This is a genomic window from Paenisporosarcina cavernae (genome assembly GCF_003595195.1).
Lineage (GTDB): Bacteria > Bacillota > Bacilli > Bacillales_A > Planococcaceae > Paenisporosarcina > Paenisporosarcina cavernae.
Map to the genome: position 1 here is coordinate 300582 of NZ_CP032418.1, position 26499 is coordinate 327080.

The 26499-nt window shown below is 39.4% G+C and carries 27 protein-coding genes and 1 riboswitch; of the genes, 10 read left to right on the top strand and 17 right to left on the bottom strand.

Annotation, left to right across the window (positions count from 1 at the left end; genetic code table 11):
* The first annotated feature begins 373 nt into the window (after positions 1–373).
* On the top strand, positions 374–1858 hold the full coding sequence (dacB, locus tag D3873_RS01615; protein WP_119882374.1) for a D-alanyl-D-alanine carboxypeptidase/D-alanyl-D-alanine endopeptidase: 1485 nt from the start codon (positions 374–376) through the stop codon (positions 1856–1858).
* A 114-nt stretch (positions 1859–1972) separates the two neighbouring features.
* Positions 1973–2794: a GNAT family N-acetyltransferase gene (locus D3873_RS01620; protein WP_119882375.1), complete on the top strand. Its 822-nt coding sequence runs from the start codon at positions 1973–1975 to the stop codon at positions 2792–2794.
* 263 nt (positions 2795–3057) lie between these two features.
* Here D3873_RS01620 and D3873_RS01625 read toward each other — a convergent pair whose 3' ends face one another.
* The 10 genes from D3873_RS01625 to D3873_RS01670 all read right to left on the bottom strand — a co-directional run bounded on the left by D3873_RS01625 (position 3058) and on the right by D3873_RS01670 (position 10584).
* Positions 3058–3981 carry a type II secretion system F family protein gene (locus tag D3873_RS01625; RefSeq protein WP_119882376.1) on the bottom strand — a complete coding sequence of 308 codons (924 nt, stop codon included), beginning with the start codon at positions 3979–3981 and terminating at the stop codon, positions 3058–3060.
* A gap of 1 nt (position 3982) precedes the next feature.
* Positions 3983–4948 (bottom strand): type II secretion system F family protein, encoded by a 966-nt coding sequence (locus tag D3873_RS01630; RefSeq protein ID WP_238473808.1) that lies wholly within the window; start codon positions 4946–4948, stop codon positions 3983–3985.
* A complete protein-coding gene (locus tag D3873_RS01635) occupies positions 4945–6375 on the bottom strand; it encodes a TadA family conjugal transfer-associated ATPase (protein WP_119882377.1) in 1431 nt (476 codons plus the stop codon). The genes D3873_RS01630 and D3873_RS01635 overlap by 4 nt, the downstream gene beginning before the upstream one ends.
* Before the next feature lie 13 nt (positions 6376–6388).
* Complete coding sequence (locus D3873_RS01640) at positions 6389–7198, bottom strand: CpaE/TadZ family protein (RefSeq protein WP_119882378.1); 810 nt, start codon at positions 7196–7198, stop codon at positions 6389–6391.
* Between the two features lie 16 nt (positions 7199–7214).
* Positions 7215–7883 (bottom strand): Flp pilus assembly protein CpaB, encoded by a 669-nt coding sequence (gene cpaB / locus D3873_RS01645; RefSeq protein WP_119882379.1) that lies wholly within the window; start codon positions 7881–7883, stop codon positions 7215–7217.
* A gap of 10 nt (positions 7884–7893) precedes the next feature.
* Positions 7894–8796, bottom strand: a complete 903-nt coding sequence (locus D3873_RS01650; RefSeq protein WP_119882380.1) for a pilus assembly protein TadG-related protein — start codon at positions 8794–8796, stop codon at positions 7894–7896.
* A gap of 9 nt (positions 8797–8805) precedes the next feature.
* Complete coding sequence (locus D3873_RS01655) at positions 8806–9189, bottom strand: TadE/TadG family type IV pilus assembly protein (RefSeq protein ID WP_119882381.1); 384 nt, start codon at positions 9187–9189, stop codon at positions 8806–8808.
* Entirely contained in the window at positions 9186–9701 is a 516-nt protein-coding gene (locus D3873_RS01660) for an A24 family peptidase (protein WP_119882382.1), read from the bottom strand. The genes D3873_RS01655 and D3873_RS01660 overlap by 4 nt, the downstream gene beginning before the upstream one ends.
* 335 nt (positions 9702–10036) lie before the next feature.
* A complete protein-coding gene (locus D3873_RS01665) occupies positions 10037–10225 on the bottom strand; it encodes a Flp family type IVb pilin (protein WP_119882383.1) in 189 nt (62 codons plus the stop codon).
* Entirely contained in the window at positions 10222–10584 is a 363-nt protein-coding gene (locus D3873_RS01670; protein ID WP_162920104.1) for a DUF192 domain-containing protein, read from the bottom strand. The genes D3873_RS01665 and D3873_RS01670 overlap by 4 nt, the downstream gene beginning before the upstream one ends.
* Positions 10585–10703: 119 nt before the next feature.
* Positions 10704–10793: riboswitch (cyclic di-GMP riboswitch) on the bottom strand.
* Positions 10794–10972: 179 nt separating this feature from the next.
* Here D3873_RS01670 and D3873_RS01675 point away from each other — a divergent pair.
* Positions 10973–12274, top strand: coding sequence for a DUF2254 domain-containing protein (locus tag D3873_RS01675; RefSeq protein WP_119882385.1), 1302 nt, complete (start codon positions 10973–10975; stop codon positions 12272–12274).
* Positions 12275–12360: 86 nt separating this feature from the next.
* Here the strand turns inward: D3873_RS01675 and D3873_RS01680 are convergent, their stop codons facing one another.
* Entirely contained in the window at positions 12361–12951 is a 591-nt protein-coding gene (locus D3873_RS01680) for a GNAT family N-acetyltransferase (protein WP_119882386.1), read from the bottom strand.
* A gap of 198 nt (positions 12952–13149) precedes the next feature.
* On the opposite strand from D3873_RS01680, the gene D3873_RS01685 reads away from it, so the two are divergent.
* Positions 13150–14250 (top strand): AI-2E family transporter, encoded by a 1101-nt coding sequence (locus D3873_RS01685; protein WP_119882387.1) that lies wholly within the window; start codon positions 13150–13152, stop codon positions 14248–14250.
* Positions 14251–14420: 170 nt separating this feature from the next.
* Complete coding sequence (locus tag D3873_RS13300; RefSeq protein ID WP_162920105.1) at positions 14421–14594, top strand: hypothetical protein; 174 nt, start codon at positions 14421–14423, stop codon at positions 14592–14594.
* A gap of 145 nt (positions 14595–14739) precedes the next feature.
* Here the strand turns inward: D3873_RS13300 and D3873_RS01690 are convergent, their stop codons facing one another.
* From D3873_RS01690 to D3873_RS01715, 6 genes are all read right to left on the bottom strand, one after another.
* On the bottom strand, positions 14740–14964 hold the full coding sequence (locus tag D3873_RS01690) for a hypothetical protein (protein WP_119882388.1): 225 nt from the start codon (positions 14962–14964) through the stop codon (positions 14740–14742).
* Positions 14965–14983: 19 nt separating this feature from the next.
* Positions 14984–15289 (bottom strand): DUF3243 domain-containing protein, encoded by a 306-nt coding sequence (locus D3873_RS01695; protein WP_119882389.1) that lies wholly within the window; start codon positions 15287–15289, stop codon positions 14984–14986.
* Positions 15290–15382: 93 nt separating this feature from the next.
* Positions 15383–16612: a peptidase T gene (gene pepT / locus D3873_RS01700; RefSeq protein WP_119882390.1), complete on the bottom strand. Its 1230-nt coding sequence runs from the start codon at positions 16610–16612 to the stop codon at positions 15383–15385.
* 34 nt (positions 16613–16646) lie between these two features.
* Positions 16647–17255, bottom strand: coding sequence for a glycerol-3-phosphate acyltransferase (locus tag D3873_RS01705; protein ID WP_119882391.1), 609 nt, complete (start codon positions 17253–17255; stop codon positions 16647–16649).
* A gap of 51 nt (positions 17256–17306) precedes the next feature.
* Positions 17307–18803, bottom strand: coding sequence for a glycine betaine uptake BCCT transporter (locus tag D3873_RS01710; RefSeq protein WP_119882392.1), 1497 nt, complete (start codon positions 18801–18803; stop codon positions 17307–17309).
* A 134-nt stretch (positions 18804–18937) separates the two neighbouring features.
* On the bottom strand, positions 18938–19168 hold the full coding sequence (locus D3873_RS01715) for an excisionase family DNA-binding protein (RefSeq protein WP_119882393.1): 231 nt from the start codon (positions 19166–19168) through the stop codon (positions 18938–18940).
* Positions 19169–19237: 69 nt separating this feature from the next.
* Here D3873_RS01715 and D3873_RS01720 point away from each other — a divergent pair, with 69 nt between their 5' ends.
* The 5 genes from D3873_RS01720 (at position 19238) to D3873_RS01745 (ending at position 26211) form a co-directional block, all read left to right on the top strand.
* Positions 19238–20128 carry a DMT family transporter gene (locus D3873_RS01720; protein WP_119882394.1) on the top strand — a complete coding sequence of 297 codons (891 nt, stop codon included), beginning with the start codon at positions 19238–19240 and terminating at the stop codon, positions 20126–20128.
* 81 nt (positions 20129–20209) lie between these two features.
* Entirely contained in the window at positions 20210–20899 is a 690-nt protein-coding gene (locus tag D3873_RS01725; protein WP_119882395.1) for a response regulator transcription factor, read from the top strand.
* A 156-nt stretch (positions 20900–21055) separates the two neighbouring features.
* Positions 21056–23224, top strand: coding sequence for a sensor histidine kinase (locus D3873_RS01735; RefSeq protein WP_119882397.1), 2169 nt, complete (start codon positions 21056–21058; stop codon positions 23222–23224).
* 85 nt (positions 23225–23309) lie between these two features.
* The gene (locus D3873_RS01740; protein WP_119882398.1) at positions 23310–24326 is read left to right on the top strand and encodes a potassium channel family protein; all 1017 of its coding nucleotides are present in this window, start codon (positions 23310–23312) and stop codon (positions 24324–24326) included.
* A gap of 76 nt (positions 24327–24402) precedes the next feature.
* Entirely contained in the window at positions 24403–26211 is a 1809-nt protein-coding gene (locus D3873_RS01745; RefSeq protein WP_119882399.1) for a mechanosensitive ion channel, read from the top strand.
* Positions 26212–26499: the final 288 nt, after the last annotated feature.

Sequence of the window (26499 nt, forward strand, 5' to 3'; positions counted from 1 at the left end):
GTCCTTCGAGTAAATTTCGGAGGGCTTTTATAATTGGGAATGAAATGCTGGAGTGTGCAGGCCGTTTTGAGGGTTCTATCGTGCAACTTTGCCGTTCTATCGCGCAACTTTTGCTTTCTATCGTGCAAGTTTGCCGTTCTATCGTGCAAGTTTGCCGTTCTATCGTGCATTAATCAAAAACATGTTATTAATTCTCGAAATAATACTACGATTCTTCCAACCTTTTTGTAAAATCAATTTCTCCTGAAAAATCACCTCATGAACCTGTTTACACTTTTTCAACTTTTTTCCTGAAGTTAGGACTATTTCGTCAGTATTTTCTAATAATTTCATGCTAAACTAATACTAAAATCTGTAGTAGTGGAGGTAAGCTGTGAAAATCAACAAGAAATTAAGTGTTCTTTTAGCTGCAGTTGTCTTATCCATGAGTTCTGTTTTTACCCCAATTGCTCCTACTCCTTCGGTAGAAGCGGCGAGTACATATTCTGCAATGCAAAACTCGATCAATTCGATTATGGCAGATAGTCGAATGAGAGCTTCTGTGAGCAGTGTGACCGTTCGAAAAACGAATGGGGAAATTGTCTACCAATATTATGCGAATAGAGCTGTAACTCCTGCTTCTTCCTTGAAATTATTAACCGCGTCGAGTGCCCTAGAAACATTAGGAGAAAATTATCGATTTCAAACAAATGTTTTAACGAATGGTACTGTCTCGAAAGGGACGTTAAACGGGAATCTTTATTTGCAAGGCAAAGGAGATCCAACTTTACTGAAAAAGGATTTGGATAACTTTGCCGCAATCTTAAAAAAACGTGGAGTTAACACAATTGCTGGTCATCTTGTTGGGGATGATACTTGGTTTGATACAGTTCGACTTTCTCCAGGAATTTCGAAAGAAGATCAATCCTATTATTATGGCGCACAAGTATCAGGACTGACACTTTCTCCAAATACAGATTACGATGCTGGATCCGTTATTGTCGAAGCGAAACCGACATATAATGGACGAGCGGCGAAAATTGTCTTAACACCAGCAACGAGTATCGTTCGCATTGTGAACAAATCAAAAACGGTTCCTAAAGGATACAAAAATACCCTTAAAATTAAGCGTAACTATGGAACAAATGTAATCGAAATCACAGGGAATGCACCGATTGGATCCTCGGGGAAAAAAGAATGGATCTCGGTATCAAATCCGACTGCCTATGCACTCGATGTATTTAAACGATCGCTCGCTGAAAAAGGCATCAAATTATCTTCTGCAAGTAAAGTGGTGAGAGGAGCTACTCCTAAGGATGCACGTGTTTTATTAACAAAACAATCGATGCCTCTAAAGCAGTTAGTCGTCCCATTTTTAAAATTAAGCAATAACTCCCACGCAGAGCACCTAGCTAAAGCGATGGGCAGAGAAGTATACAACGATGGTTCATGGGATTCAGGGCTACAAGTGATGCGTGACTACGCCACGTCTATTGGATTGGATATCACAAAATGGAACTTTGAAGACGCATCAGGCATGTCGCATGCGAATAAAGTTACGTCTAGTGAATTATCGATGTTATTGCTCCAAGTTCGCAAAGAACCATGGTATGGAACTCTACTTAAAGGATTGCCAGTGGCTGGAGTCAACGATCGATTTGTCGGTGGAACACTCCGATATCGTATGGGTGGCTGGCCAACTAAAGGCAATGTCATCGCAAAAACTGGCTCTTTAGACAATGTGAGTGCATTGGCAGGTTACACCCAAACAGCGGATAAGGAAACGATGATTTTCACCGTGTTAACACAAGACTATAAAACGTCCACTGTCCCTGTAATTGATAAAATTGCATCTGCGATTACCAAGTCAAAAAAATAAAACGAGAAATGTCTTCGATCGCTGAAGGCATTTTTCTCTGCCTAAAAATCACCATTACGGAGCTATATTTTTATTAACTAAATAGCTACAATAAAATGGGAAGGGGATGGGAAAATGAATGCTGCAAGTTTGTTCAACGAAATAGAAGCGTTAAAAGAAGTGTGTGAACAAGAAGGACAATTTCAATTAAAACTAAACGAAGATATGATGCGAGATCGCAAAGAAGATGCGTTTGATTTCTTTCATTTCGAAGGAGAGCAATTAGTCGGTTTTTTAGGACTGTATGGGTTTGCATCTACTGTCGAAGTGTGTGGAATGGTTCATCCAGATTACCGGAACCAAGGTATATTCACGAAGCTTTTTGAACAGGCTATGAACCGAGTCATTGAGCGTCAATTTAAAAAAGTCTTGTTAAATACGCCGGCATCAAGTATAACTGGAAAGCGATTTATCGAAAATCTTGGGGCAACGCATTCTCATACAGAACACCAAATGACATTGCGTCCAAAACCGCTGGACATAAAACAAGATATTTTACTTCGACCTGCCTTTGATACAGATACTCAACTCATCGCGCTACTCGACCATGTATGTTTTGATATGCCATTAGACGATGCAATTACGTGGGCAAACGATTCGTCTAGAAGAGGAGTAAAAGGCCAATTCATCATCGTATGGAATAACAAAGACGTCGGGAAAATACGTGTGAAAATGGAACATAACGAAGCTTGGATTTATGGATTCGCTATTTTGCCAGAGTATCAAGGCAAAGGAATTGGCAGAGACGTCTTGAAAAAAGTGATTGGCATTGAAACCGGAAGGGGAAACTCGGTCCATTTAGAAGTAGAAACTGAAAATGAGAATGCATTGAAATTATATAAAGATGTTGGATTTGAAGTCGTACACGCTCAAGTTTATTACGACTACAAGCTGTAGAGAAGATATAGTGCCATGAATCCCTGAGGTTCATGGCATGTTGCATTGAGGAGAATCGTTTGATGAAGAGGTTGCGTCGATAGAATTACCATTTGCGCCAATAGAATGAAATACACGCTTATAGAGCAAAATGTCGCGCTTATAGAACGCATTTCTGCGCTGATAGAGTCCTAATCGTCCTACTTACTTTAGTGTCATAGCAATTTTTTGCCCGCTTCAAATCAAAAACTGTCCAAAACATACTCGTTTCGGACAGTTCCTATTTACGGCTGACTAAAAGTATCCATAATATTCAATACCACTGGACCTAACAGCACAATGAAAATCGTAGGGAAGATAAAGATGACGAGCGGAAAAAGCATTTTGATTGGAGCTTTCATCGCTTTTTCTTCTGCGCGCTGTTTCCGTCGAACACGAACTTCTTCCGATTGAATCCGAAGTATTTGAACCATTCCAACCCCGAGTTGTTCAGCTTGAATGATACTGCTTATTAACGACTGGATGTCTTCAGATTCTAATCTGGAACGGACGCCACTAAGTGCCTCACGACGAGTTCTACCTAGACGCAATTCTTCTAACATTCGCTGGAACTCATCGGCCAACACACCATGCTTTTTAGAGACCACTTTGCTTAACGCTTGGTCGAATCCAAGTCCTGCCTCCATACTCACCGCAAGCAGATCGATAAAATCCGATAGTTCTTTTAATGCTTGCTGTGCACGTGCTTTAATCTTCATTTTGATAAATGCTTTCGGTATATAAGCGCCAAACGAAATTGTCATGGCTAATAAAAGAATCGCTGCCTTCGGACTAGCATTTCCTAAAATCAATAAAAGCACCATGAAAAATGGGAAAACAATGACTAAAGCAATTTGCATCAATCGAAACTCAAATGGGGTCATGCCAAATGGGTGACCAGCTTTTTGTAGCAGTAAATCGATTTTCTCCGATTTTTCGTCCGGTTTGGAACGATTGAAGCTTTTCTTGAATTGTTTCCATTTCGATTCAAATAATCGACTAAACAATGTTCCTGCAATCTCACCTTTAGAGCTTGGAGTAGATGCACTAGCCGATTCGCCAATAACAAACGCAATACGCTCTCGACGTTTTCGTTTTCTCTCGAGAATAAAAAATAAGGATGCCAGTAAAAAGAGTAACAACGTTATTAATGCAGAAAAAAGTGTCATTTTACACCTCGATGTTTGTAATCTTCATGATTAAAAAGAAACCGATAATCATTGAAATAAATCCAATGGCAATCATGCCGATTCCAATCGGAGTAGTAAATAGAACGGTCATATAACCTGGATTCACAAGCTGCAACATTCCCGCAAGTGCAGCTGGTAAGAAAGCGACAACCATCCCAGAAAGCTTTCCTTGAGCTGTTAAGGTTTTAATCTGTCCTTGGATTTTAATCCGCTCTCGAATGGTATGCACAATTTTTTCTAATACGACGGCTAAATTTCCTCCAACTTGGCGTTGAATAAGAATTGCTTGAATCATTAAATCGAGGTCATCACTAGGTACTCGCTCTTTCATTCGCATGAAAGATTCTTCAACCGTTGCCCCGTATTGCATTTCTTTTAGCATCATATCTAGTTCTTCTTTTGTTGGAGACGGGGCTTCTTCTGCGATGTTTTTCATTGCTTGGAAAAAACTAAATCCAGCACGAAGTGCATTTACGATGCTCGAAATCATTTCGGGCAAATACTGATTGAACTTTTGTACACGCTTTTTCTCTTTCGTTCGAATGAAGACCTTTAAACTGTAATAACCTGCCACGGCACCAACTGGTAAGATAAGCAAACTTCGAATGATTAAATAGCTGAGGATGGTACCTAAAAGAATCATCATCCACTTAAATAGAATGTATTCTTCCGGTTTTAGTGGCACCCCAGCGCGCTTTAACATCAATTCTAATTTCTCATTCTTATCTTTTTCTTTTAAATTCTTCCTTAATCGTTCTTTTGTTGCAGAGAAGTCGACCATTTTACGAAATTCTTTTTCCGTTGGTTTCTTTTCAGGTTCTTCTTCGTAAATGAATGACTTGATGCGTTGATTCATTTGTTTTCGATGAAAAAATAATTTAGTAAATAACGCGAAAAATAGCAGGGTAAATGTTAAAAATAACGTGATATAAAATACATACGTCATTGTTCCAACGCTTCTTTCTCCATAAACACATGCGGAGGAATAGAAATTCCGGATGACTCTAATCGTTCGTAAAACTTAGGTCGAACTCCTGTAGGCTTTAAGCGACCAATTATTTTCCCGTTGTCATCCACACCCGTTTGTTCATAGACAAAAACGTCTTGTAACACAATCACGTCGCCTTCTAAGCCTTGAACTTCAGTGATATTGACAATTCGGCGTGTTCCATCCTTTAAACGAGATTGTTGAATGATGACATCCAATGCACCAGAAATTTGATCGCGAATCGCGCGGATTGGCAAGTCAACACCTGCTAGAAGCACCATTGTTTCTAAACGGGAAATCATATCTCGCGGACTGTTGGAGTGACCTGTAGCAAGAGAGCCATCGTGACCCGTATTCATGGCTTGTAACATATCGAGTGCTTCTGCTCCACGAACTTCTCCAATCACAATTCTATCTGGTCGCATACGAAGCGAGTTTTTTACTAAATCTCGAATCGTGATGGCTCCTTTGCCTTCAATATTAGCAGGGCGAGATTCTAACGTGATGACATGGTCTTGTCCTAACTGTAGTTCCGCCGCATCTTCAATCGTCACAATGCGTTCGTCTCCAGGAATAAAACTAGATAACACATTGAGCGTCGTTGTTTTACCTGAACCTGTACCACCACTGACAAAAATATTTAACCTTGCCTTTACACACGCTTCAATGAATACTGCCATTTCTGGTGTGACTGTCCCGAATCCAATTAAGTCTTGAATTGTATAAGGGTCTTTCGAGAACTTTCGAATCGTAATTGTTGGTCCATTAAGCGCGAGTGGCGGAATGATCGCATTGACCCGTGACCCATCCGGTAGGCGTGCATCGACCATCGGACTGCTTTCATCAATTCGTCTACCAATCGGTGCCACAATACGCTCAATGACATGTAGTACATGTTCATCATCACGGAACGTGACATCTGTTTTAACGAGCATCCCATTTCGTTCGCAGTAAACACTATCCGGTCCATTAACCATGACTTCCGAAACAGATTCGTCTAACAGTAAAGGATTTATAGGTCCAAAACCCGTTAGTTCATTCACCAAATCAGCGATCATTTTCTTCCGGTCGACTAAGCGCCGGTAAGATTCATCTTCTTTGAGTAAATCATCCACGAGAGTGGCAATTTGTTGATCCAAGTCATCCGGATTTTCTTTCAAATCAATTGTCGCGACGATTTCTTTTTGAATTTCTTTCTTAAAAGCAAGTTCTTTTTCATGCTTCGGATTCGTTGCGGAAGGCGCCTTCGTCAAAAGGGGAGGGGAGGAAGGCGGTGTTGGTTTTTCTACGGTTAAGGTCGATTCTTGAATCGGTTGTTTTTTCGGTGTTTCCACACGAATCTCATCTTGTGGCTGTTTTTGATTTAAGCGATTTAATAAACTCATCCTCTAGCCCTCCTTACTTTTTAAATGGTAGCCATTTTTTCTTCTCACGATTACGACCTAAAGTAGGTTCTTCTTCATTTTTAGATAGAAGTCCAAGTGCTAACTGAACAATGTTTTTTGATAACTCCGAAGAGCTTCTTCTGCCGACCACTGGAATTCCGATATTCAACGATTTGCTAGCGAGTTTGAAATCGTTGCAAATGTATTCGACGGAGCCCATTTGAAGCATTTCCGGAATATCTTCGGCTTTTATTAAACCTTCCATATCATAGCGATTAATAATGAGCTGAATTTTGTTGGTGTACTCAAGTTGACGAAACGTATCAAGCAATTGTTTTGTATTCTTAAGAGCCGTCATATCTGGCGTTGTTACGACAAATATGTGATCAGCTACGTCTAAAATATCGAGAGTTGTTTCATGAAAGGCATATCCACAATCGACCACTGTATAGTCATAGTGTTCTCGGAGCATCGAAATCGTTTTCTTTAGTACATCCGGAGTGACAAGCTCTGCTTGTTCAGGACGTTCAGGTGCTGCAAGCACTTGAATGCCAGATTCATGAGGGGAAAGATAGTTGGAGATCATCGAATGGTCCATATCTGCTATGTTTTCAGCTACATCTTTTACTGTTACGGCAGCGTGTAAGTCGAGGGCAATCGCAATGTCTCCAAACTGCAATTTCCCATCCACTAATGTAATGGACAGGAATTTTTTTTGAAGAGCGATCGCTAAATTAGTTGCTAAAAACGTTTGCCCTACGCCACCTTTCGCGCTGACGAGTGCCACTACTTTTCCTGTTGTCATTGTATGGATTGCGTCCATATTGGCACCTCCTAACTTATTCGGAAACAATTTTCGAGTGGAGTGTTAAGTGTAAGGAGCCAGTAGTCATTGCATTGACGATTTTTTCGGCTTGTTCTTCCGTCATTTCAAGCGTCACAGCTGCATATTCCACTAACTCATCATTCTCTTCTCGAACTGTCATTTTTTGCCCAATTGCAAGAACTCGTATATCCTTAAATATGGTTTTCGTTTCTATGATTTCATTTGGTTTATTTCCCGTAACGAGTGTATGAATGACATCAATCGTGTCTTCCGCTTCGACTAGATTGGAAACAGATTGCACAATGTTCACGCCAATCGATACCCCACGTTTACCAGGGGCGATTTTTTTGGAGAGCACCGCCGCTTCTTCTTCCTTTGATTGCACGCGGTGGGTAAGAATAACCTCACCAGGTTCCATTTGTGCTGTCGCCATTTTCCCAACGACAAAATTGACATCCGTCACACTGGAATCATGTACTTGTGCTTCCGGAAGCTCTTTCGTTGTGACCATTTCAGATGTTAGTTGCTCGTTCACTTGAATTTCTTTCGTCGCGACGACAACACGTTTCATCGCAACATCAATCGAATCCTCTTTTGATGATTCGGATAATGAAAAGACGAAAATTACCGTCGTAATGAGTCCCATTAATATGGCTAAAATAACTAAAATTCTTGAATTCACTTGCCGTCACCTACTCCACTAAACGTATTGTTAATGCACCATTATTTTCTAACGAATCATCCTCAAAACCTGTACCAACTCTGCGGAGAAACTTGCCTTTAATTGTTTTATCATTTGAATTCATCGGCTCTGAAATATAAAAGTAAGCAAACCCGACAATTTTCACTTGTTTCATTTGATTAGACTGAACATTGTACGGAACGTATACCGGAATAAGTAACACCCGAGGGCAATCGCGCTCATTTGGATCACTGCAAGAGTTCACCAGAATGTCGATGGCACTTTTCGTCGGTCCTGCAATATTCCCTGTTTGCGTGTCCACGATATCTCCGACTTTTAATTCCCCATCAAATCCATGGAGTAAATTATCTTCGTACAGTTTCGCGCCAGGACCTTCGAGTGCGAGAGCACCGAAGAAGCCCGTATCTACTCCCTCTTCATCTACTTTAAGCACGTATTCTTGGCCGAATACGAGAGGGATGGAATCATCAATACCAATCGGAGCCGCTCCGAATGCTCGAGACATAACACCAAGCTGTGCCTTACTACTCACGGAGACGTCCACCGATTCAACCCCAACGATTTTGGAGAAAAACAATTCCACAGGTTTAGTCAAAGACACTTTCACTGATTTTTTCAATTCGATATCCGTTGTTTGTAAGTAAGCCTCGGCATCATGTGCTTCTAAAATATCGTGTACTATGTCACGTGTTGGTTCTTCAGAGTCTCTCGTTAATTCTTGGCCACCTGAAAGTACTGCAGCATTCGCCGCCTTTTGTAAATTCGATTTTGTTAAATAAAGATGACCACCATCCACCACGAGACCTGCAAAAGCGGTTAGGACGACAAACAAAAATGCAGAGGTGAGTACAATATTTCCTTTTTCATTTCTTAACACTTCCCGAATTCGCATGATTTTTCCTCATTCCATTCGAATTGTCGATTCTACTTGAATCGTTAACGGACCATTTAACACCGCTTCTGCAAGAGGCATCACAGGTTCAAATGGATACGATAACGTTAACGTGATGTAATCGCCGGATTCTCTCACCGCTTCAGAAGGGGAGATTGATACGGTAAGATCCGACCCATCACCAGCGGAAAAATGATCTTGTGCATATGTCGCCATCTCAGCATCCGAATGACCGAAGCTACCAATTCGGACCGTTTCTTGTGCGGTGAAATGAAGGGTCGAATACGTATAAGCAACACGTCCAAGATCCACGATAAACAAAATGAAAAGTAAAAAAACAGGAATGACTAACGCAAATTCGACGAGGGACTGCCCTTTTTCCTCGCGAATCATAAGCGAATCACTCCATGTGTGAAAAACGTGATGAATGCGCCAGCGACAATTGCTACACCGTATGGAAACGCATTATTTTTTGAATGTGTACGAAACAAACTTAATTTCATCCGATACGTCATGAGAGAAGTGTGACCAAGTAAAAGTTTGGTTTGGCCAGAGCGAATAAGTCTTAAAGTAATAAGAATTGTAGCAATCACTGCTCCAACTATCGCCATGAAAATAGCGGTTGTCACAATAAAGGTAGGACCCATAAATGCGCCAATAACTGCCATGAGCTTTACATCTCCAGCTCCCATTCCTTTCATCACGTACGGAATGAATAAAATAGCAAAGCCTACAACAAATCCGAGTAGGCTTGTTGTAAGTCCTTGGAATCCTTCTTGCCATGTATTGCCGATTACAGCAATAAAAAAAGCAGGAAGCAACACAGTATTATAGATTTTTCGGCTCTTCACGTCTGTGACAAACGAAATCACGAGGACGGTCATTAGAATGAATTCTAGTGGCATGTGTTGTTCCTGCCTTTCTAAACATAGTTGTTAACTTCCCTTAAATCTTACGGTCCTTTAGTCGCTTTCCGGAGGCGCTGCCTCAGCCGCTTCCTTCGCGAGCTCAGTCCAGGGTCTTCAGCTAGCTGCCGCTTCGCTTTTCCTCGCGGCGTCGACTACATGACCGTTGGTAGAGTGAAAATTAGTTCTTGTTCACACTAGGAATTTATAGATTTTTCGTTTCGACATGTAGACGACTCCAGGGGAATCGCGAAGGATTCGAAAGCGTCTGGAGGAATGAGAAACGAAAAAGTGTCAAAAGATATAAAATAAAATCACATTACAAATGAAAATTTCTATTCAGGAGTTCCTGTTGATGTTGAACTGAATTTACCAATTACTTCATTGAACTTATCAATAATCGCGTTTCCAAAAAGAATAAGTACTGCTACTACTCCAATCGCGATTACGCCAAGTACTAATGCGTATTCAGCCATCCCTTGTCCTTCTTCTTCTTTCCAAAGTCCTTTTAAAAGATTCATCATGATGCTTTCTCTCCTTTTGGTTTAATATTTATAGGTTGTCCTTCTTGTAGCCCAAGTTCTTCAATTCTTCCAGCAGCAAGTTCTAAGACAGAGTATGCTGATTCGAAATGTAGTCCGCGTTTGCCAGGGGAGACGAAATGCTCTAATCCAACAATACGGTTTTGTTTATCCAAATAGACGATATCGATTGGATATTTCATAAAATACGTGTGAACAGAACGGCAAGGTTTAATGTGTATCCCAGAGTGTGGATCAAGCGATTTTGTGAAAAGCAGTCCTCGTAGCCTTTTAGGAAAGGAGTACGCTTTTTTAACATTTTTCGCGATGACATTCTCTGAATGGGATAATGTAGCGATCAAAATTTCACCTCCAACAAAAAAATGAACCCCACTCATCCGAAAGTGGGGTTCATTCGCGGACAGAAGGGTAGAAGACAACTAGTAGTTGTTTCAACCCAGGGTTTCGCGTTCCCAGTGCTTTCGGTAGCTGGCTGGCATCTGTATACTAAATACAGGAAGCCCCTTTAGCTTTGCGTCCCTGACTTTCATCAGGTTTGCCATTATCGAGAACCAGTAACGAAGTCCGTTACGTCTTTTCTCTTATTGACTATAATAGAGAGAGATTTGCTAGAATAAAATAGTCTTTGAGATGCTATTTTGATTTACCTAAATAGGTGGAAAGAAATGCGTGAAAAGTTATTTGTATGTATATATAATCACGACGATAGATAGAGGAGACAGGGAGAATATGAATCGAATCGTAAGAAGTTTAAAGGATGGGGTATGGGTTACTCCCGGTATTTATAGTTTCATTTCGTTACTTTTGGTAGCAATTTTTACAACGATTGATCATTTTTTTGATGAAATGGTGATGGCGCATGTTCCATCAATTTTTTTGACTTCTGCAAATTTAGGACAAACTATTTTAGGGGGATTATCTGCAGCATTATTAACGATGACGACCTTTACATTTTCGACCGTAATGGTTGTTATGACGACGTATTCCTCTCAGTTTTCACCTAGAACATTAAAAAACTTTGTGCGCGATGCCATTGTTTGGCGTGTGATGGGAGTTTTTATGGGAGGGTTTATTTATACGACGTTGTCCTTGTTGTTTATTCAAGAATCGAGCAGGGAACAGTCGTTTTTATCACCTGGTATAGGGATCGTGTATGCAATGGTATGTCTCATTTACTTTGCGTTGTTTATTCATCATATTTCGCAAAATATGCAAGTAAATACATTAATTGAACACTTAGCAATAGAAGGTGAGTCATCCGTTAAACAGTATGAACATTGGACGCAGAACTTGCCGTTTGCTTCTGCTTATAATGCAGATACCACTCCGAAACGAAAAGCGACACCGCTGCTTGCAAGGCAAGACGGTTATTTGCAATTCATTGAAATACAAGAAATGACGATGATTGCGAAAAAGTTAAATGGATTATTTATTGTGCAACGAAAAATAGGGGATTTTGTTTCTGCCAATACACCAGTCGTAATTTTATATACGGATGAAGACGTCGATAAGGATGCAATACACCCACGACTGTTTGTTGTCGGAAAAGAACGTGATACGCGACAAGATCCTGTCTTTGCGATACAGAAGATGGTGGAGGTTTCCCTTCGTGCCATCTCACCAGCAATTAACGACCCAAATACGGCCATTCATAATATTCACCAGTTTGGACGCTTGTTAGGGTCGTATAGTCAATTACCGCGAGAAGAGTTTATATTTTTAGATGAAGACAAAGTAGAACGTGTTATGTTGTCGATTCATACCTTTGAGGAGATGTTATACCATACATTTTATCAATTGAGTCATTATGCGAGAGAAGATATTTCCGTATTATCCGCTATGACAGAAACGCTCATAGTAGCTGCTGAGTCAGCACCAGTAGAAGCAAAAAAAGATATATGGACGGTGCAAATGTATTTAATAGAAAGCATTGATTTCTCTAGCTTACAAACATTAGATCGGCAATATTTTCAACTGAAGATTAACCGATTAGCTCGTTCTGTGGGAGAGCAACCGATTAAATTTTCATAAATAGATAGGCAAAGGGATTGGAAGAATTCTTCGTGTTCATTTGTCATCATCAAAAAAGCGAGAGCACCGCTAGACGGTGCCTCGCTTTATTTAGTAACTGCTATTGAATCTAAAATATCTTCGCGTTCTTTATCTTTCGAGTGGAATTCTAATACTTCTTCCGTAGGATCGTATGATTCACCATAGAATTTTTCATCTTTAAATGTGTGAATGTTTTCATACGTCCATTTCATCGCTTCGTAAATTTCTTCTTCTGGTTGGTTCGTAGGCGACCAATAGAGAATTTCCATCGCATTGTTTTCACCAGTGGCTAATGAACGACGGTTATACCCGATACGAGAAGCGTGCTGGAAACCTTCGCGTGCATAAAAACGTAAACGTTTTTCCGTATCTGTATCTTCATAATTAACAGGCTCAACTTCTAATAAAATAGCCTTATTTTTTTCTTTAAGCTTGTTTAATAGTTTTTTGCCTAAGCCTTCTCCTCGTGCTTCTTTCGAAACAAAAAGATAATCGACAAAAGTAAAATTTTCAAATTCAACATACATCAAGACATGCTTTGGACCTTCATCTTTAATGTAATATTCACCTTTTTCTTTTAATAACGTTTCCATGTGTTCTTGAGATTTCATTTCTTCAACAGGAAAATATTGATTTAACTTTTCATACCAGTTCATATAGTGGGTCTCCTTCCAAAAATCGTTGTTTTTGCCTGGAGTGTTTGTTTTTGGGGGTAAAGATGAGGAACAAAGTAGGCGTGAAAAAACCCTCGGTTATATATATACCCGTTCTAGCCTAACATAAACATAAAATTTGTGAAAACTTTTCCACTATTTCATCGTATACTTAGAAAAGAGAGGAGCACGAATACAACTATGACAAATAAAGTTTGGTTTCAAGCAGGTATTGGAATTATTTTAGCTCTTATTATTATACGTTTATTTATTGAAGTGAAGGATATGTTTTTCCCATTATTCGTCGTGATTCAAACGATTTTTTTACCACTTCTAATCGGAGGAGTTCTCTTTTATTTAACAAGACCGATATTACGCTTCTTAGAAAAAAAGGGGTGGGCACGATGGACAAGTATGCTAGCGATCTTTGCTGCTTTAGCATTAGTGATTTGGGTCACTTCATCCATAGTAGGTCCAGCAGTAACGAAACAGGTAAACTCTTTAGTGAAAGATGCACCATCGATAACAGCTCAAGTGGAAGATATGGTGGATTACATTGTTGACCAAAAAAATCGATTGCCGAAATCAATTGAAAAATCGATTGATGATCAGTCTGCGAAAGTAGGACAAATCACCTCGAAATTCGGTTCTGGGTTGTTAGCATTTATCCAGAGCTTCTTTCAAGGTTTATTTTTACTTATACTAGTTCCTTTTTTCCTCGTCTACATGTTAAAGGACCACGAAAAGTTTGCGCCATTTATCGCGAAATTTTTCTCAGGGGAAAGAAAAACATGGATACGTAAAACGCTGCACGATATTGACCATACACTAAAAGCCTACATACAAGGACAGCTTCTTGTAAGCTTTGCGGTCGGAATAATGCTCCTAATTGGATATTTAATCATAGGATTAGATTACGCGTTGTTATTAGCATTGTTTGGAATGTTCATGAATGTTATCCCATTCTTAGGTCCATATATAGCTGTTGTACCTGCTTTAATCATCGGCTACATACAAGCACCAGAGATGGTAATATGGGTTGCAATTATTATGCTAGTAGCACAACAAATAGAAAGTAACTTCATTACGCCAAATGTTATGGGGAGATCGCTTGATATACATCCATTAACGGTAATCACCATCATTTTAGCGGCGGGAAATATTGCGGGTCTATGGGGAATCATTTTAGCTATTCCAACCTATGCAGTAATTAAAACGATCCTGAAAAACATTTATGCACGAAGAGAAGAAATTAAAGATGCTGCGACAATGGATGTCAAGAAAGAGGAAGAACTTATTTGATCGCCATAAAAGCCTTACAAACGGGTTGTGAAAACCCCAAGGGGAACATACTTTACCGTGTGCAGGTGGTGGGAAAATTAGTTGGTGAGTTCAAATTAATAGAGTCGGCGTTATCATAACCAGAAGGTCAAAAATTCTATCGCAAATTCGATTAGATAGGGAGTGGAAAATTGAAATCCAAATCATACTTAGTAGTCTTGACTTCACTTGTAATTCTGATGGTCACAGCTAACTCGGGTTTCCATACGGATAGTAAGACAGTTATTTATGGATTATCAGCATTAGGTATTGTATTAGGTGGATACTTGAGTGTGAAAAAACCGAAAGTAACGAAAGAAGTTTAAGAATAGTGTTATACAGCTAAAGGCTAAACCTCCAATAGAAGATAGAAAATGAAATGGACTTCCGCGCAGTTGGAAGTTCTTTTATTATGAAGATAACAACATTCCACATGAAAAAACCCCAACCATCGAGGGTAGGGGTGAAATGTCAATCTGGATATTTGCGTTCACTAGACGAAGAGTCTTTTGTATGATCGTGATCTTCTTCATCCTTCACTTTGTCATTCAGCTCTTCAACGGGTAATGGATCGACTGTCTGCATATCTTCATGCATATCGAACAGTGATTCTTTGTCCGTGTCTACTGCGTCTGGATTGTCCAGTTTCGGATCGGAAGATTTTTCGCGTTTCGGGTCTTCAGGTTCGCGTTTCATACGAATCGCTCCTTTCGACTTACTTACGTACCATGTTTAGAAGCATATGAGCTAAAGCGTGTTGTTGTTCTTTATCGCCAGATTTCCATAGCTCTTGTAGTAAGTTTTCTTCGCTGTTACGTGGCTCTTCGTGGCTTGCTAAGTACCCAGCTACCATTTCAGTTGTTTTAGCTAATTGCTCTTCACCTAATCCAAGCTTTTCACCTGTTGCTACTTTATCGGATAAGTATGATTTGAATGTGTTGAAGTTTTGTAAGATTTCTTCTTTCTTTTGTGAATCCATTTTTGACATTTCTTCTTGAACTTTACCTTGTACGTTTTCCATAGTGTTAAACACTCTCCTTTTTTCTTCTTAGGATTAGGTTTATCCTTTTTTGAAGAGTGTCAAACATATTCTGGCATATTTCGTGTAAAATTCTTATAATTGTTTGGATTCAAAGCTCTGAATCATTTCAATCATCACTTTAGTCGCTTTTTCCATATTGTCGACGGAAATGTACTCATACTTACCATGATAGTTTTCTCCACCGGTAAAAATATTTGGCGTTGGCATTCCCATAAAGGACAATTGAGAGCCGTCTGTACCACCACGAATTGGAATTATAAGTGGTGCAATATCCAATTTCTCCATCGCTTCTTTCGCGATATCCACAATTTCCATTACAGGTTCAATTTTCTCCCCCATATTGTAGTATTGATCGTCCATTTTTAATTCGATGGCATGGACACCATGTTTTTCTTGGATTTTTTCAACAGCATCTTTAAGGAGCTGTTTTTTCGCTTCAAATTTAGCTTTATCAAAATCACGGATAATGTAGGATAAGGTCGTTTTTTCGACAGTTCCTTGAAAATTCATCAAGTGAATAAACCCTTCATAGCCTTCTGTTTTTTCAGGTACTTCATTTTCCGGCATCATGGCTTGGAATGCTGTTGCAATGGTGATAGAGTTAATCATTTTATCTTTTGCGGAACCTGGATGAACATTTCGTCCATGAACAATAACCTCTGCACCAGCAGCGTTAAAGCTTTCGTATTGAAGCTCGCCAAGCGGCCCACCGTCCATCGTATAAGCATACTTGGCACCAAATGCATCCACGTCAAATTTGTGCGGTCCACGGCCAATTTCTTCATCTGGTGTAAATCCAACTCGAATTTTTCCGTGAGGAATGCTTGGGTTTTGAATGAAATACTCCATGGCAGTCATAATTTCAGCAATTCCAGCCTTGTTGTCTGCACCAAGCAATGTTGTACCATCTGTCGTGATTAACGTGTGGCCAATATAGTTATTCATTTCTGGGAAATCAGCGGGAGAGAGCACGGTTTCATCATTTAATCGAATGTCTCCACCTTCATAACAGTCAATGATCTTTGGCTGAACGTTTGTCCCTGTGTAATCTGTCGCTGTATCTACGTGTGCCAAAAACCCGATAGTCGGAAACTCGCGTTCTAAATTGGATGGTAGAGAAGCAAATAAGTAGCCATTATCATCCAACGTGATTTCCTCCATGCCTAAATCGGCAAGTTCTTTTTCTAACAAACGAAGTAAATCCCATTGTTTTTCTGTTGATGGGCAAGTTTCACTCGAAGCATTCGATTGTGTATCAATTTTTGCATAGCGTATTAAGCGTTCGGATAGTTGTTTTTGCATAGGTAAGCTCCTTTGTTATGTAGATATTGTTAGTTTAGCACGTTCTTTTCTTTTTCCATACATTCGACAATCGAGGCTCTGAACGGTCGGCTAAACGTTGAATATTGTCAGAGTGTTTCATTGCCACTAACAGCAGTAAACTTAGACAAAGAATAATCATTCGTATGGATGTCGTAATTGATAAGCTATACCCAAAATAGATGAGGTAAAATGCCACAACCCCGTAAAATATATAATCACTGATAACACTTACGAGTATGAATAGAACTCCTGCGAGCAACCCTATTTTCCAATCAATTGCGAGTAAAGCCCCGATCGCGCTTGCCGTTCCTTTACCGCCTTGAAAGGAAAGAAATACGGGAAATATGTGTCCCGCGATGACAAAGAATGCCGTACAAAACAGCAAGAAGGGTTCGCCTGATACAAAAAAAGTAACAATTAATACGGCAAAAACAGCTTTTAAAATGTCGAAAGCTGCTACCAGTAAGCCATACTTCCATCCGAGGACAAGCGTCGCGTTAGAAGCTCCCGAATTTTTCACACCGCTCTCTTTTATATTTACCCCCGATAGTTTTTTGGCTAATGAAGATCCATGTAGTGACCCTATGAGATAAGAAAATAGCGCAATAAGTATAAAGACCATAAAAATCCCCCTTACTCATGTTACGAGTAAGAGGGATAGAAAGTTGCGTGATTATTCTTTCTTTGTTTTTTTCATTAAACGAGCTTCTACAGATAATGATTTATAGAGTGATACCATCATTAGAACCATGATAAAGGAAAATGGTAACGCGGCTACAATCAATGCGTTTTGTAATGCACTTAATCCATCAGCTGCAAGTAAAATAACTGCGATTAATGATTGTGCAAGTCCCCAAATCACTTTTACACTGTTGGCTGGATTAAGAGAGCCATTTGTTGTTTGCATACCTAACACAAAAGTCGCTGAATCGGCACTTGTGATAAAGAACGTACCGATTAAGATAATGGCGATAATCGACAGAAGTGTTGTGAGAGGCAATTCATTAAATACAGCGAAAAGTGTTTCCTCTGTTTTTAACCCCGTTAAGTCTGTCACTTTTTCTTGGATGTTAATCGCTGTTGTTCCGAAAGCTGCAAACCAAAAGAAACTTACAAGAGATGGTAACAAGAGTACTCCTGTTAAAAATTCACGAATGGTGCGGCCTTTTGACACTCGAGCGATGAAGATTCCAACGAAAGGTGCCCATGAAATCCACCAAGCCCAGTAGAAAATAGTCCATCCGTTAATCCAATTTCGATTTTCTGCATTTAAAGGCGCTGCACGGAAACTCATTCGAATCAGATTTTGGAAGTACGATCCAAGTGTATCCGTAAACATATTGAAAATCAGTAACGTTGGTCCTAATATAACGACTAAAAGAAGAAGTGCGATTGCAAGAACCATATTTGTGTTGGATAAATATTTAATTCCTTTACTTAATCCTGACCAAGCAGAAGCTAAGAATAAAACGGTAACGACCGCAATAATAGCTACTTCCGTCCAGTAAGTGGATTCAAATCCAAATACATACGACAGACCTCCACTAATTTGAACAGCGCCAAAGCCAAGCGTCGTTGCGACACCAATAACGGTAGCGAAAACGGCGAACACGTCGACCAAAACTCCTAATGGTCCGTTCATTTTTTCACCAAAAATTGGCTTTAATGTTGCTGAAATTAGACCTGGTTCTCCTTTGCGGAACTGGAAATATGCAAGTGCTAATGCCACGATAGCGTAAATTGCCCAAGCATGTAATCCCCAATGGAAAAATGTATAGCGCATAGCTTCTTTAAATGCTTCTGGTGTTCCAACTTCTTGTGTTGGAGAAGAGACTGCGAAGTGTGAAAGAGGTTCTGCAGCTCCCCAGAATACAAGACCAATCCCCATACCAGCTGAGAAGAGCATCGCAAACCAAGTGGTGCGAGAGTATTCTGGTCGGTCTGTATCCTTCCCTAAACGAATTTTCCCGAAAGGACTAAAGATCATGTATACCGTGAAAATAACCATGATTGTCACGATTGCTAAATAATACCAGCCAAATGTAGACGTGATAAACGCTTGAACATTTGCTGTGATATCTTGGAAACTTGTTGGTGTTAATGCGCCAAATAATACGGCAACAAGAACTAGAGCCAATGTAATCCAAAATACATTTGTTACTTGTTTCATAATTCCCCCTACTTTCATTTAATTTTACACACAGTTTCCTACCCTAACGCACATTTAACATGAGGTCAAGGGTTGGGTATAAATTCTTATGTATGTAACTAGATATTTATACCTGTTTTAAACGTTTTTTAAACCTAATCTTCATCTTTAACATCAATATCATCGGGAATCGGTGTATTCCGCCATTCATCAATCATTTCTTTCACTTTTTCCAGCTGTTCATAATGCTTGTCAAACTGGCTGTGATTGATTAAATAATTCTCTCCGTCGTGAACGGATTTAATTTTCCCGTTTAAGACATACGAGTGAACTTGCTCGATCGGCAGACCAAGCTTTTTTGCTGTTTCTTCAATTGTTAAATACATCCATTTTCACCTACTTTCGAAAGGAATAGTATGGTATCGTTTTCAGTAAGAATGATTCGGAGGATTAAGATGAAAACGTCTATCGCTTATTTCATTGTATTACTTGCTGCGGTCTTATGGGGAACAACTGGAACCGCACAGACTTTTTTACCTCAATCGACACATCCATTATCCATCGGGGCTCTAAGAATGGCAATTGGTGGTTTTACGTTACTCCTTTATTTACTTATGACAAAGAAACTAGATATAACGTCTATTCCGTGGAAACCTGCACTTATTGCGGGAATATGCATGGCCTTATTTCAACCATTGTTTTTCACGTCGGTACGCGTCACAGGTATAGCTGTTGGAACTGTTGTTGCAATAGGTAGTGCACCAATTTTCACGGGCATTCTGGAACGAATTTTTTGGAAGCGAAAGCCGAATCGAAAATGGGTCATCGCAACGATTATGGCAATACTTGGTTGCATACTTTTATTTTCCAATAAAGAATCAGTCACCGTGAATCCTTTCGGAATCGGTATGTCGCTAGTAGCGGGATTTGCATTTGCATTATATACGATCGTTAGTAAGGATGTGCTCGCAAAATTAGCACCTGTTTCCTCTGTTGCAGTGACATTTTCCATTAGTGCGCTCTTCCTTTCCCCGTTTTTCCTGTTATTTCCGATAGGGTGGGTGGTGGATGGGGCAAACTTCACAACGATACTGTATCTAGGATGGATGACGACGACCCTTGCGTATATTTTATTCCTAACAGGGTTAAAACACATTCCGTCCTCTGCGGCGGTGACACTTTCGTTAGGAGAACCCTTAACCGCTGCTCTTTTGAGCGTTTTTGTGGTGAATGAAACACTCAGCATGGTTTCGTGGCTCGGCGTCGGATTATTGCTAGGTGGCATAATCGTTCTCACCATTCAGCGGAAAAAACCTGTTCGTGAAGAAGGCTTTTCCATTTCTTAAGAATTTCTTCAGAAAGTTGTGAGGGTGGACTTAAGATTCAATCGATAAGCTAAAAGTACGAACAAAATGGGGGAATGAAAGATGTCGTATACAATTTTAGTGGTAGATGACGATGAAGAAATCCGTAACGGGATTGAAATTTATTTGAAAAACGATGGCTATGATGTGGTGAAAGCGTCGAATGGGAAAGAAGCAGTCCAACATTTAGAGCAAGCCGAAGTCCATTTAATCATTTTAGATGTCATGATGCCTCAAATGGACGGGATTCAAGCAACATTTCATATTCGGACGACGTTCAATGTACCAATCATCATGTTAAGTGCGAAAGTAGAAGATAGCGATAAAATTCATGGGTTGTCCGTTGGAGCAGATGACTACGTGACAAAGCCTTTTCATCCGCTTGAACTAATGGCTCGTGTGAAATCGCAATTACGTCGATATACCACATTAGGAAATATGGAAAAAGTATCGAATCGTTTGACGATCCGTGGACTGGAATTGGACGAGGAAGCAAAAGAAGTAACACTTGATGGCGTTTCACTCAAGTTAACGCCAATTGAATATAAAATTACCGAGTTACTCATGCGTCATGCTGGCAAGGTATTTTCCATTCATCAAATTTACGAACTCGTTTGGAACGAAGAAGCCTATAACGCAGAAAATATAGTAGCTGTACATATACGGAAAATACGTGAAAAAATGGAAGTGGATCCGAAAAATCCACAGTATATTAAGGTGGTGTGGGGAGTTGGATACAAAATCGAAAAGTAAGTCCTCCAACGTATTATCCGTCATCGCCGTCATCATTGCCTGTTTTACATTGCTCTATTGTCTACAATTTATCCCCCATTTTGTCGACATGCACGCATGGAAGGAAAATCGTGTAATCGCACATTTTTCTCGATTGCTAAAAGGAGCTAATTGGTTGTGAGAAAAAAATTTATCCAGTATTTATTATATAGTTTGGCTGTAATTGGGTTAATAACTTTTATAGATAACGGTTTTTCGTTACTTAAAAATTCTTATGAAGACTCATATCAATATGAACAATTTGTTCAAGAAAAAATAACTGAGGTAAGTCCCTACTTGTTCGTTGATAAATTAAAGTTGAATGATCATGTGTCTTCAAGTGAAATAAATCAATATCGAGAATATTATGGTTCACTAGACACCCAAAAATTCAACATAGCTTCACAATATAATGATAGTATCGAGCGAGCTCGTGCAGAAAATAACGTAGAACTCGAGCAACAACTTTTGAAAGAACGCAATACTAAACTCGAAGACGTTTCGAAAAATTTTCAAGATGACGAATATGTAAGAAATAAGATTGGAAAAATGAAAAAGGCAGTATTTGAAGAATATATTAGAAATGTAAAAAGCGATTCTTCTTACGCAAGCTATTGGTCAAAAGAAATGGTTTATCATTTGCAGGACCGAATGCATGGTACAACTTTTCAAAACGGTGAGCTACAGTCAGCTGGTGATTTGCTGAAAAAGTTCTCTTCAACTTCACATGCAATTTCAGTACCAATAGTTTCATCAGAATATGAAAGTATCAACGAAACAGAATTAAATGCGGCGGGACTTTACTCTATTCAAGATTTGATCAATTGGGATGGATATTCCGTATTAGTGGGAAGTGCTGGTTTTAAAGAAAATAGTTTGCCGTCAGAAGTATTAGATTCAAAAAACTATTTTAACTACAAAAAAGAATTTTTTTCGATTCTTTGGGTGATAGCACTATTAAGTGGATTGGCGGATATTGCACTCACATATAAACGAAAGAGAGATCGAGGTATTGCTTCTATCCCTCGCTGGATGAGTAACTGGAAATTAGAATTTCGTTTGATAGCAACAGTGATACCGATACTCATCGCCTTCTTAGTGCTAGAAGTATTTAAATGGGATACTGAAATTGTATATGAACGATTTGGTGGCTCTCAATTGTCGGAATGGATTCTATATCTTCTTATTGCCATTTTGTTGGCGAGCTTTGGACTAATGAATGGAAGCATCTTCATAAAAGACATAAAAACCGCAAATTTGTCCGCACAATGGGAAAACAGTTTATCGAAAAAATTCTTGAGTGCGATGCGATTGTTTTTTGACAATCGATCCCTTGCATTTAAAGCGATCTTCGCTCTAGTAGCCATCTTTTTAGCTGGTTTTGGATTTATGGTTTCGATGATGCAAGTTACAGCATTCCTTCTGTATATCCCTTTATTTGTTGTGGTTATTGTTCCAGTGCTTTATATCATCATGAAATCCATTGGGCGGTACAATGCACTTTATGTTGCAACAGAGAAGCTAGCGCAAGGTACATTACATCAAGACGTCAGGATAAAAGGTAAATCAGTATTCGCAATGCATGCGAATCATCTCAATGAATTGCGCCATCTTGTCAAACATTCGGAGTCCGAACAGGCAAAGAGTGAACGACTAAAAACAGAGCTAATTACGAATGTGAGTCATGATTTACGTACACCTTTAACATCCATTATTACGTATACGGATTTATTGAAAAATGAGAAGTTAACGGAAGTAGAAAGGGCCAATTATTTAGAAGTACTCGAACGGAAGTCGGCTAGAATGAAAACGTTGATAGACGACTTGTTTGAAGTATCAAAAATGACGAGCGGTACCATTACGTTGATGAAGGCGACAGTAGATCTGTCCCAACTTCTTTCACAAACATTGGCGGAGCAACCCGAAGCGCCGGTGGAATTCCGCTTAAAAGTTCCGACAAGTCCACTATATGCCAAAGTGGATGGTCAGAAAATTTGGCGAGTGTTTGATAACTTGCTGCAAAATGCGCAGAAATACTCGTTAGAAGGAACGCGTGTATATGTTGAATTACTTCCTACTCCTGCAGGTGTTTCATTCACGATCAAAAATGTTACAAAAGAAGAATTAGGTGGCAATGTAGAAGAGTTATTTGAGCGATTTAAAAGAGGGGACTCCTCTCGTAACACCGACGGCTCTGGATTAGGATTAGCAATCGTCCAATCGATTGTGGAACTCCACGAAGGAAGCATGAAACTGGATGTCGATGGGGATTTGTTCAAAGTATCTATATTCTTACCAAGTGAATAATCGAATAGAAATGTCTGACTCTTTGAGGGTTAGGCATTTTTTTAGTGGGTAAAATAGTAGAAATGAAGAAAGGAAACGGTACAGTATGAACACTAGTAAATGGATGGATATCCGAATTCGTTTTCGTCATATTTTGTTTTCCGTTATTGCACTTGTTATTTTAATTTCCATCGCCACTATCGGGTTTATGAATATTGAAGAATTGTCCTTTTTTGATGCCTTTTACTTAACGATTATTTCACTTATGACGGTTGGGTATGGAGACATTGTGCCGGAATCAGAAGCGGGAAAACAATTTGCCTTGCTCTTAATTCCCATTGGAGCAGCAATTGTCACGTATGCGTTAGGAGCAGTTGCATCGTATTTTATCGAACATCAACTATCAGTGAAAGTGTGGAATAAGCGTATGGAACATACTATTCGAAATTTAGAGGATCACATTATTGTGTGTGGACTTGGAAAAGTGGGCACACAAATCTATCACGAGCTTAATGAGCAAGATACTCCTGTTGTCTATATCCATGAGGATGAAGAAGAGCTTGTTGATGCGTTAGGAGAGCACGCGTTGCGAATTGTTGGAAATCCAACGTGGAAATCCGTCTTACAAGAGGCTGGCGTTGAAAATGCGAGAGCAGTGATTGCTGCCATGCCAAATGATTCGGATAATGTTTTTTTGACCATTACAGCAAAAGGATTGAACGAGGATGTCCAAGTCGTGGCAAAATCGGAAAGGGAAGAATCAGAAGAAGTGCTGCTCCGTGCTGGTGCAAATAAAGTCGTAAATCCGACCACAATAGGCGGCAGAGAGATGGTCATGTCGGTACTAAAGCCAGAAGGAACAGACGTCGTCAATTTTTTAATCGAATCAAAGAACAAAGAATTTACGATTGAAGAACTTGAATTATTGGAAGGGTCCCCGTTGATTGGGAAATCAATTGGGGAATCAAAGCTCCGAAATGAACATAAATTGACGATTCTCGCAATCAAACGAGAAGATGAGATGATTGCAAACCCTACGTCAGATGAAAAAATGGAAAAAGGAGATAAATTAGTTGTCTTTGGACATCTAGACCGAACTCGAAACTTTCTGAAAAAATCATAGATGACGTTTCGAAAGCGCCCCTAGGGGTATAGGAGCTATGTATAGGAAAAATATGATAGTAGAGGGAGGAACGTCTATGTTCGATACGATGTATTGGCGTACCACGTTTGATTGGTTGCCAGAGTTATTACTAGGTTTACTAGTATTATTAATTGGGTTCTTTATTGCAAAGTTCCTAGAAAACCTAACATACAAACTTCTTCGTAAAGGAAAAGTAAATGAAAGACTTGGAAATACGGAGTCTAAGTGGAGCGCTGAGAAGATCATTAGTAAAGTGGTATTTTTCTTAGTATTATTATTTTCATTCTTCTTATTCTTCAACATGATGGATTTAGGATCTGTCGCAAGTCCATTCGCAACAATGTTCTCTTCTTTAACTGGAGCATTATTAAATATTTTAAAAGCGGCTCTTATTCTATTTGTTGCATGGATTATTGCAACATTAGTGAAAAAAGCTATTCAAACATTTGGGAATAAAGTCAATGTGAATAAGTTCACTGACAAAGCTGGTGTAGACCCAGAAAAAGTGGATAAAACGAAATGGACAGATACGTTTGCCAATGTAGCGTACTGGTTAATCTTCTTATTATTCATTCCAGCAGTATTAAATGCACTTGGAATTGATGGCCTAAGTGGACCGTTCGAAGGAATGCTAGATAAGTTCTTCGCGTTCATTCCGAAATTGGTATCAGCAGCGATTGTATTCTTCATCGGATACTTTGCAGCGAAATTGGTTCGTAATATCTTAACGAAATTCTTAGAATCAATTGGGACAGATCGTCTTGCTCATAAATTAAAAATAGCTTCGTTCTTTGAAGGAACTAGTCTTTCAAGAATTATCGGAATCATTGCATTTGTACTAATCATGATTCCAGTAACAATTACTGCACTTGAAATTTTAGATTTAAATGGTATCTCAGATCCAGCGATTTCTATGTTAAACGATATCATGGAAATGTTACCGAAGATTGCCATTGCAATTGTTTTAGTTATCATCGGTATTGTCGTTGGTAAATGGGTGAAAGAGGTTGTTGAAAACTTATTGAAAAACCTTGGGGTCGATTCTTTATTTAGCAACATGGGATTCAATAATGTTTCATCAAGCTCAAATGCAAACAACTTATCGTTCGCGAAAATTTTAGCGATCATTGCTCAAGTTGTTGTTGTTCTTTTATTCGTAGTAGAAGCGCTTCAAATTCTTGAATTAGAATTTATGGTCACTCTTGCTACAGGAATCTTTGCATACTTACCTGCAGTCATTGCTGCAGTTATTATTCTAGCAGTTGGATTCTGGTTAGCGTCTCTTGCAGAGCAGTTCGTTGGAAGTGTAATGACGAAAGCTTCAGGCTCGCCTCATGTGTTACGCTATGTAGCAAAATATGCGATTTTAGCATTTGCTTTCTTCATGGCGCTTGACCAATTAGGAATTGCCGCATCTATAATTAATGCAGCATTCATTTTAATTTTAGGTGGAGTTGCGCTAGCATTTGGTTTAGCATTTGGTTTAGGTGGACGTGACCATGCGTCTCGTTACTTAGATCGTATGGAAAAAAGCATTGAAAATGCAGATGTATCGAAAGAAAAATGGGAAGCTGAAAAGCAATCCATGAAAAACGATATGAAAAACAAAATGGGTCAAGCAAAACAAAACATGGACAACAGTCCTTCTGCCAACCCATTAAAGGATGCTTCTAATTCATATGAAGCACCATCAACGCCGGCTGCTCCTATTGAGCCAAAACCGGATGGTATTGAGAATGGTACTGCAGATGAAAATTTCCCTTATGATGATGTAGCACCAAACGAGGGTGATTCGTTTAACAGCGGCGCACATGATGACTGGAATAACACAAAGCCAGGTTCTGATCCGTTCAAACCTGAATAATTAATTAAGACTAACCGTAAGCCTCGAGAGAAATTCTTGATGCTTACGGTTTTTTTGTTAGGGTTAGATAGTGAGATGAACGATATCGAGAACAGTATAAGTATTAGTGGATTTCGAAAAAAGACAAGGAAGCGGAAGGGAGATTGAATTTTATACGATAAGTGATGTAATCGCTAAAGAGACTGGAGCGGAATGGGGACGGATATGATGATTTAGTTGGCGGCTTTGCGAATGGGTTGTTGTTTTCAATTTCGGGTTATTGTTTATGATTTCCGGTTGTTGTTTACG

Coding starts and splice junctions, on each gene's coding strand:
- D3873_RS01695 (WP_119882389.1), bottom strand. CDS start 15,289: ATGGAAAACGTACAAGGTAAAGTTCAAGAAGAAATGTCAAAAATGGAT.
- D3873_RS01720 (WP_119882394.1), top strand. CDS start 19,238: ATGAAAACGTCTATCGCTTATTTCATTGTATTACTTGCTGCGGTCTTA.
- D3873_RS01665 (WP_119882383.1), bottom strand. CDS start 10,225: ATGATGAATCTTTTAAAAGGACTTTGGAAAGAAGAAGAAGGACAAGGG.
- D3873_RS01680 (WP_119882386.1), bottom strand. CDS start 12,951: ATGAACTGGTATGAAAAGTTAAATCAATATTTTCCTGTTGAAGAAATG.
- D3873_RS01710 (WP_119882392.1), bottom strand. CDS start 18,803: ATGAAACAAGTAACAAATGTATTTTGGATTACATTGGCTCTAGTTCTT.
- D3873_RS01715 (WP_119882393.1), bottom strand. CDS start 19,168: ATGTATTTAACAATTGAAGAAACAGCAAAAAAGCTTGGTCTGCCGATC.
- D3873_RS01640 (WP_119882378.1), bottom strand. CDS start 7,198: ATGGACGCAATCCATACAATGACAACAGGAAAAGTAGTGGCACTCGTC.
- D3873_RS01745 (WP_119882399.1), top strand. CDS start 24,403: ATGTTCGATACGATGTATTGGCGTACCACGTTTGATTGGTTGCCAGAG.
- D3873_RS01635 (WP_119882377.1), bottom strand. CDS start 6,375: ATGAGTTTATTAAATCGCTTAAATCAAAAACAGCCACAAGATGAGATT.
- D3873_RS01705 (WP_119882391.1), bottom strand. CDS start 17,255: ATGGTCTTTATACTTATTGCGCTATTTTCTTATCTCATAGGGTCACTA.
- D3873_RS01685 (WP_119882387.1), top strand. CDS start 13,150: ATGACAAATAAAGTTTGGTTTCAAGCAGGTATTGGAATTATTTTAGCT.
- pepT (WP_119882390.1), bottom strand. CDS start 16,612: ATGCAAAAACAACTATCCGAACGCTTAATACGCTATGCAAAAATTGAT.
- D3873_RS01675 (WP_119882385.1), top strand. CDS start 10,973: ATGAATCGAATCGTAAGAAGTTTAAAGGATGGGGTATGGGTTACTCCC.
- D3873_RS01660 (WP_119882382.1), bottom strand. CDS start 9,701: ATGCCACTAGAATTCATTCTAATGACCGTCCTCGTGATTTCGTTTGTC.
- D3873_RS01650 (WP_119882380.1), bottom strand. CDS start 8,796: ATGCGAATTCGGGAAGTGTTAAGAAATGAAAAAGGAAATATTGTACTC.
- D3873_RS01740 (WP_119882398.1), top strand. CDS start 23,310: ATGAACACTAGTAAATGGATGGATATCCGAATTCGTTTTCGTCATATT.
- D3873_RS01620 (WP_119882375.1), top strand. CDS start 1,973: ATGAATGCTGCAAGTTTGTTCAACGAAATAGAAGCGTTAAAAGAAGTG.
- D3873_RS01690 (WP_119882388.1), bottom strand. CDS start 14,964: ATGAAACGCGAACCTGAAGACCCGAAACGCGAAAAATCTTCCGATCCG.
- D3873_RS01630 (WP_238473808.1), bottom strand. CDS start 4,948: ATGACGTATGTATTTTATATCACGTTATTTTTAACATTTACCCTGCTA.
- D3873_RS01725 (WP_119882395.1), top strand. CDS start 20,210: ATGTCGTATACAATTTTAGTGGTAGATGACGATGAAGAAATCCGTAAC.
- D3873_RS01655 (WP_119882381.1), bottom strand. CDS start 9,189: ATGATTCGCGAGGAAAAAGGGCAGTCCCTCGTCGAATTTGCGTTAGTC.
- D3873_RS01625 (WP_119882376.1), bottom strand. CDS start 3,981: ATGACACTTTTTTCTGCATTAATAACGTTGTTACTCTTTTTACTGGCA.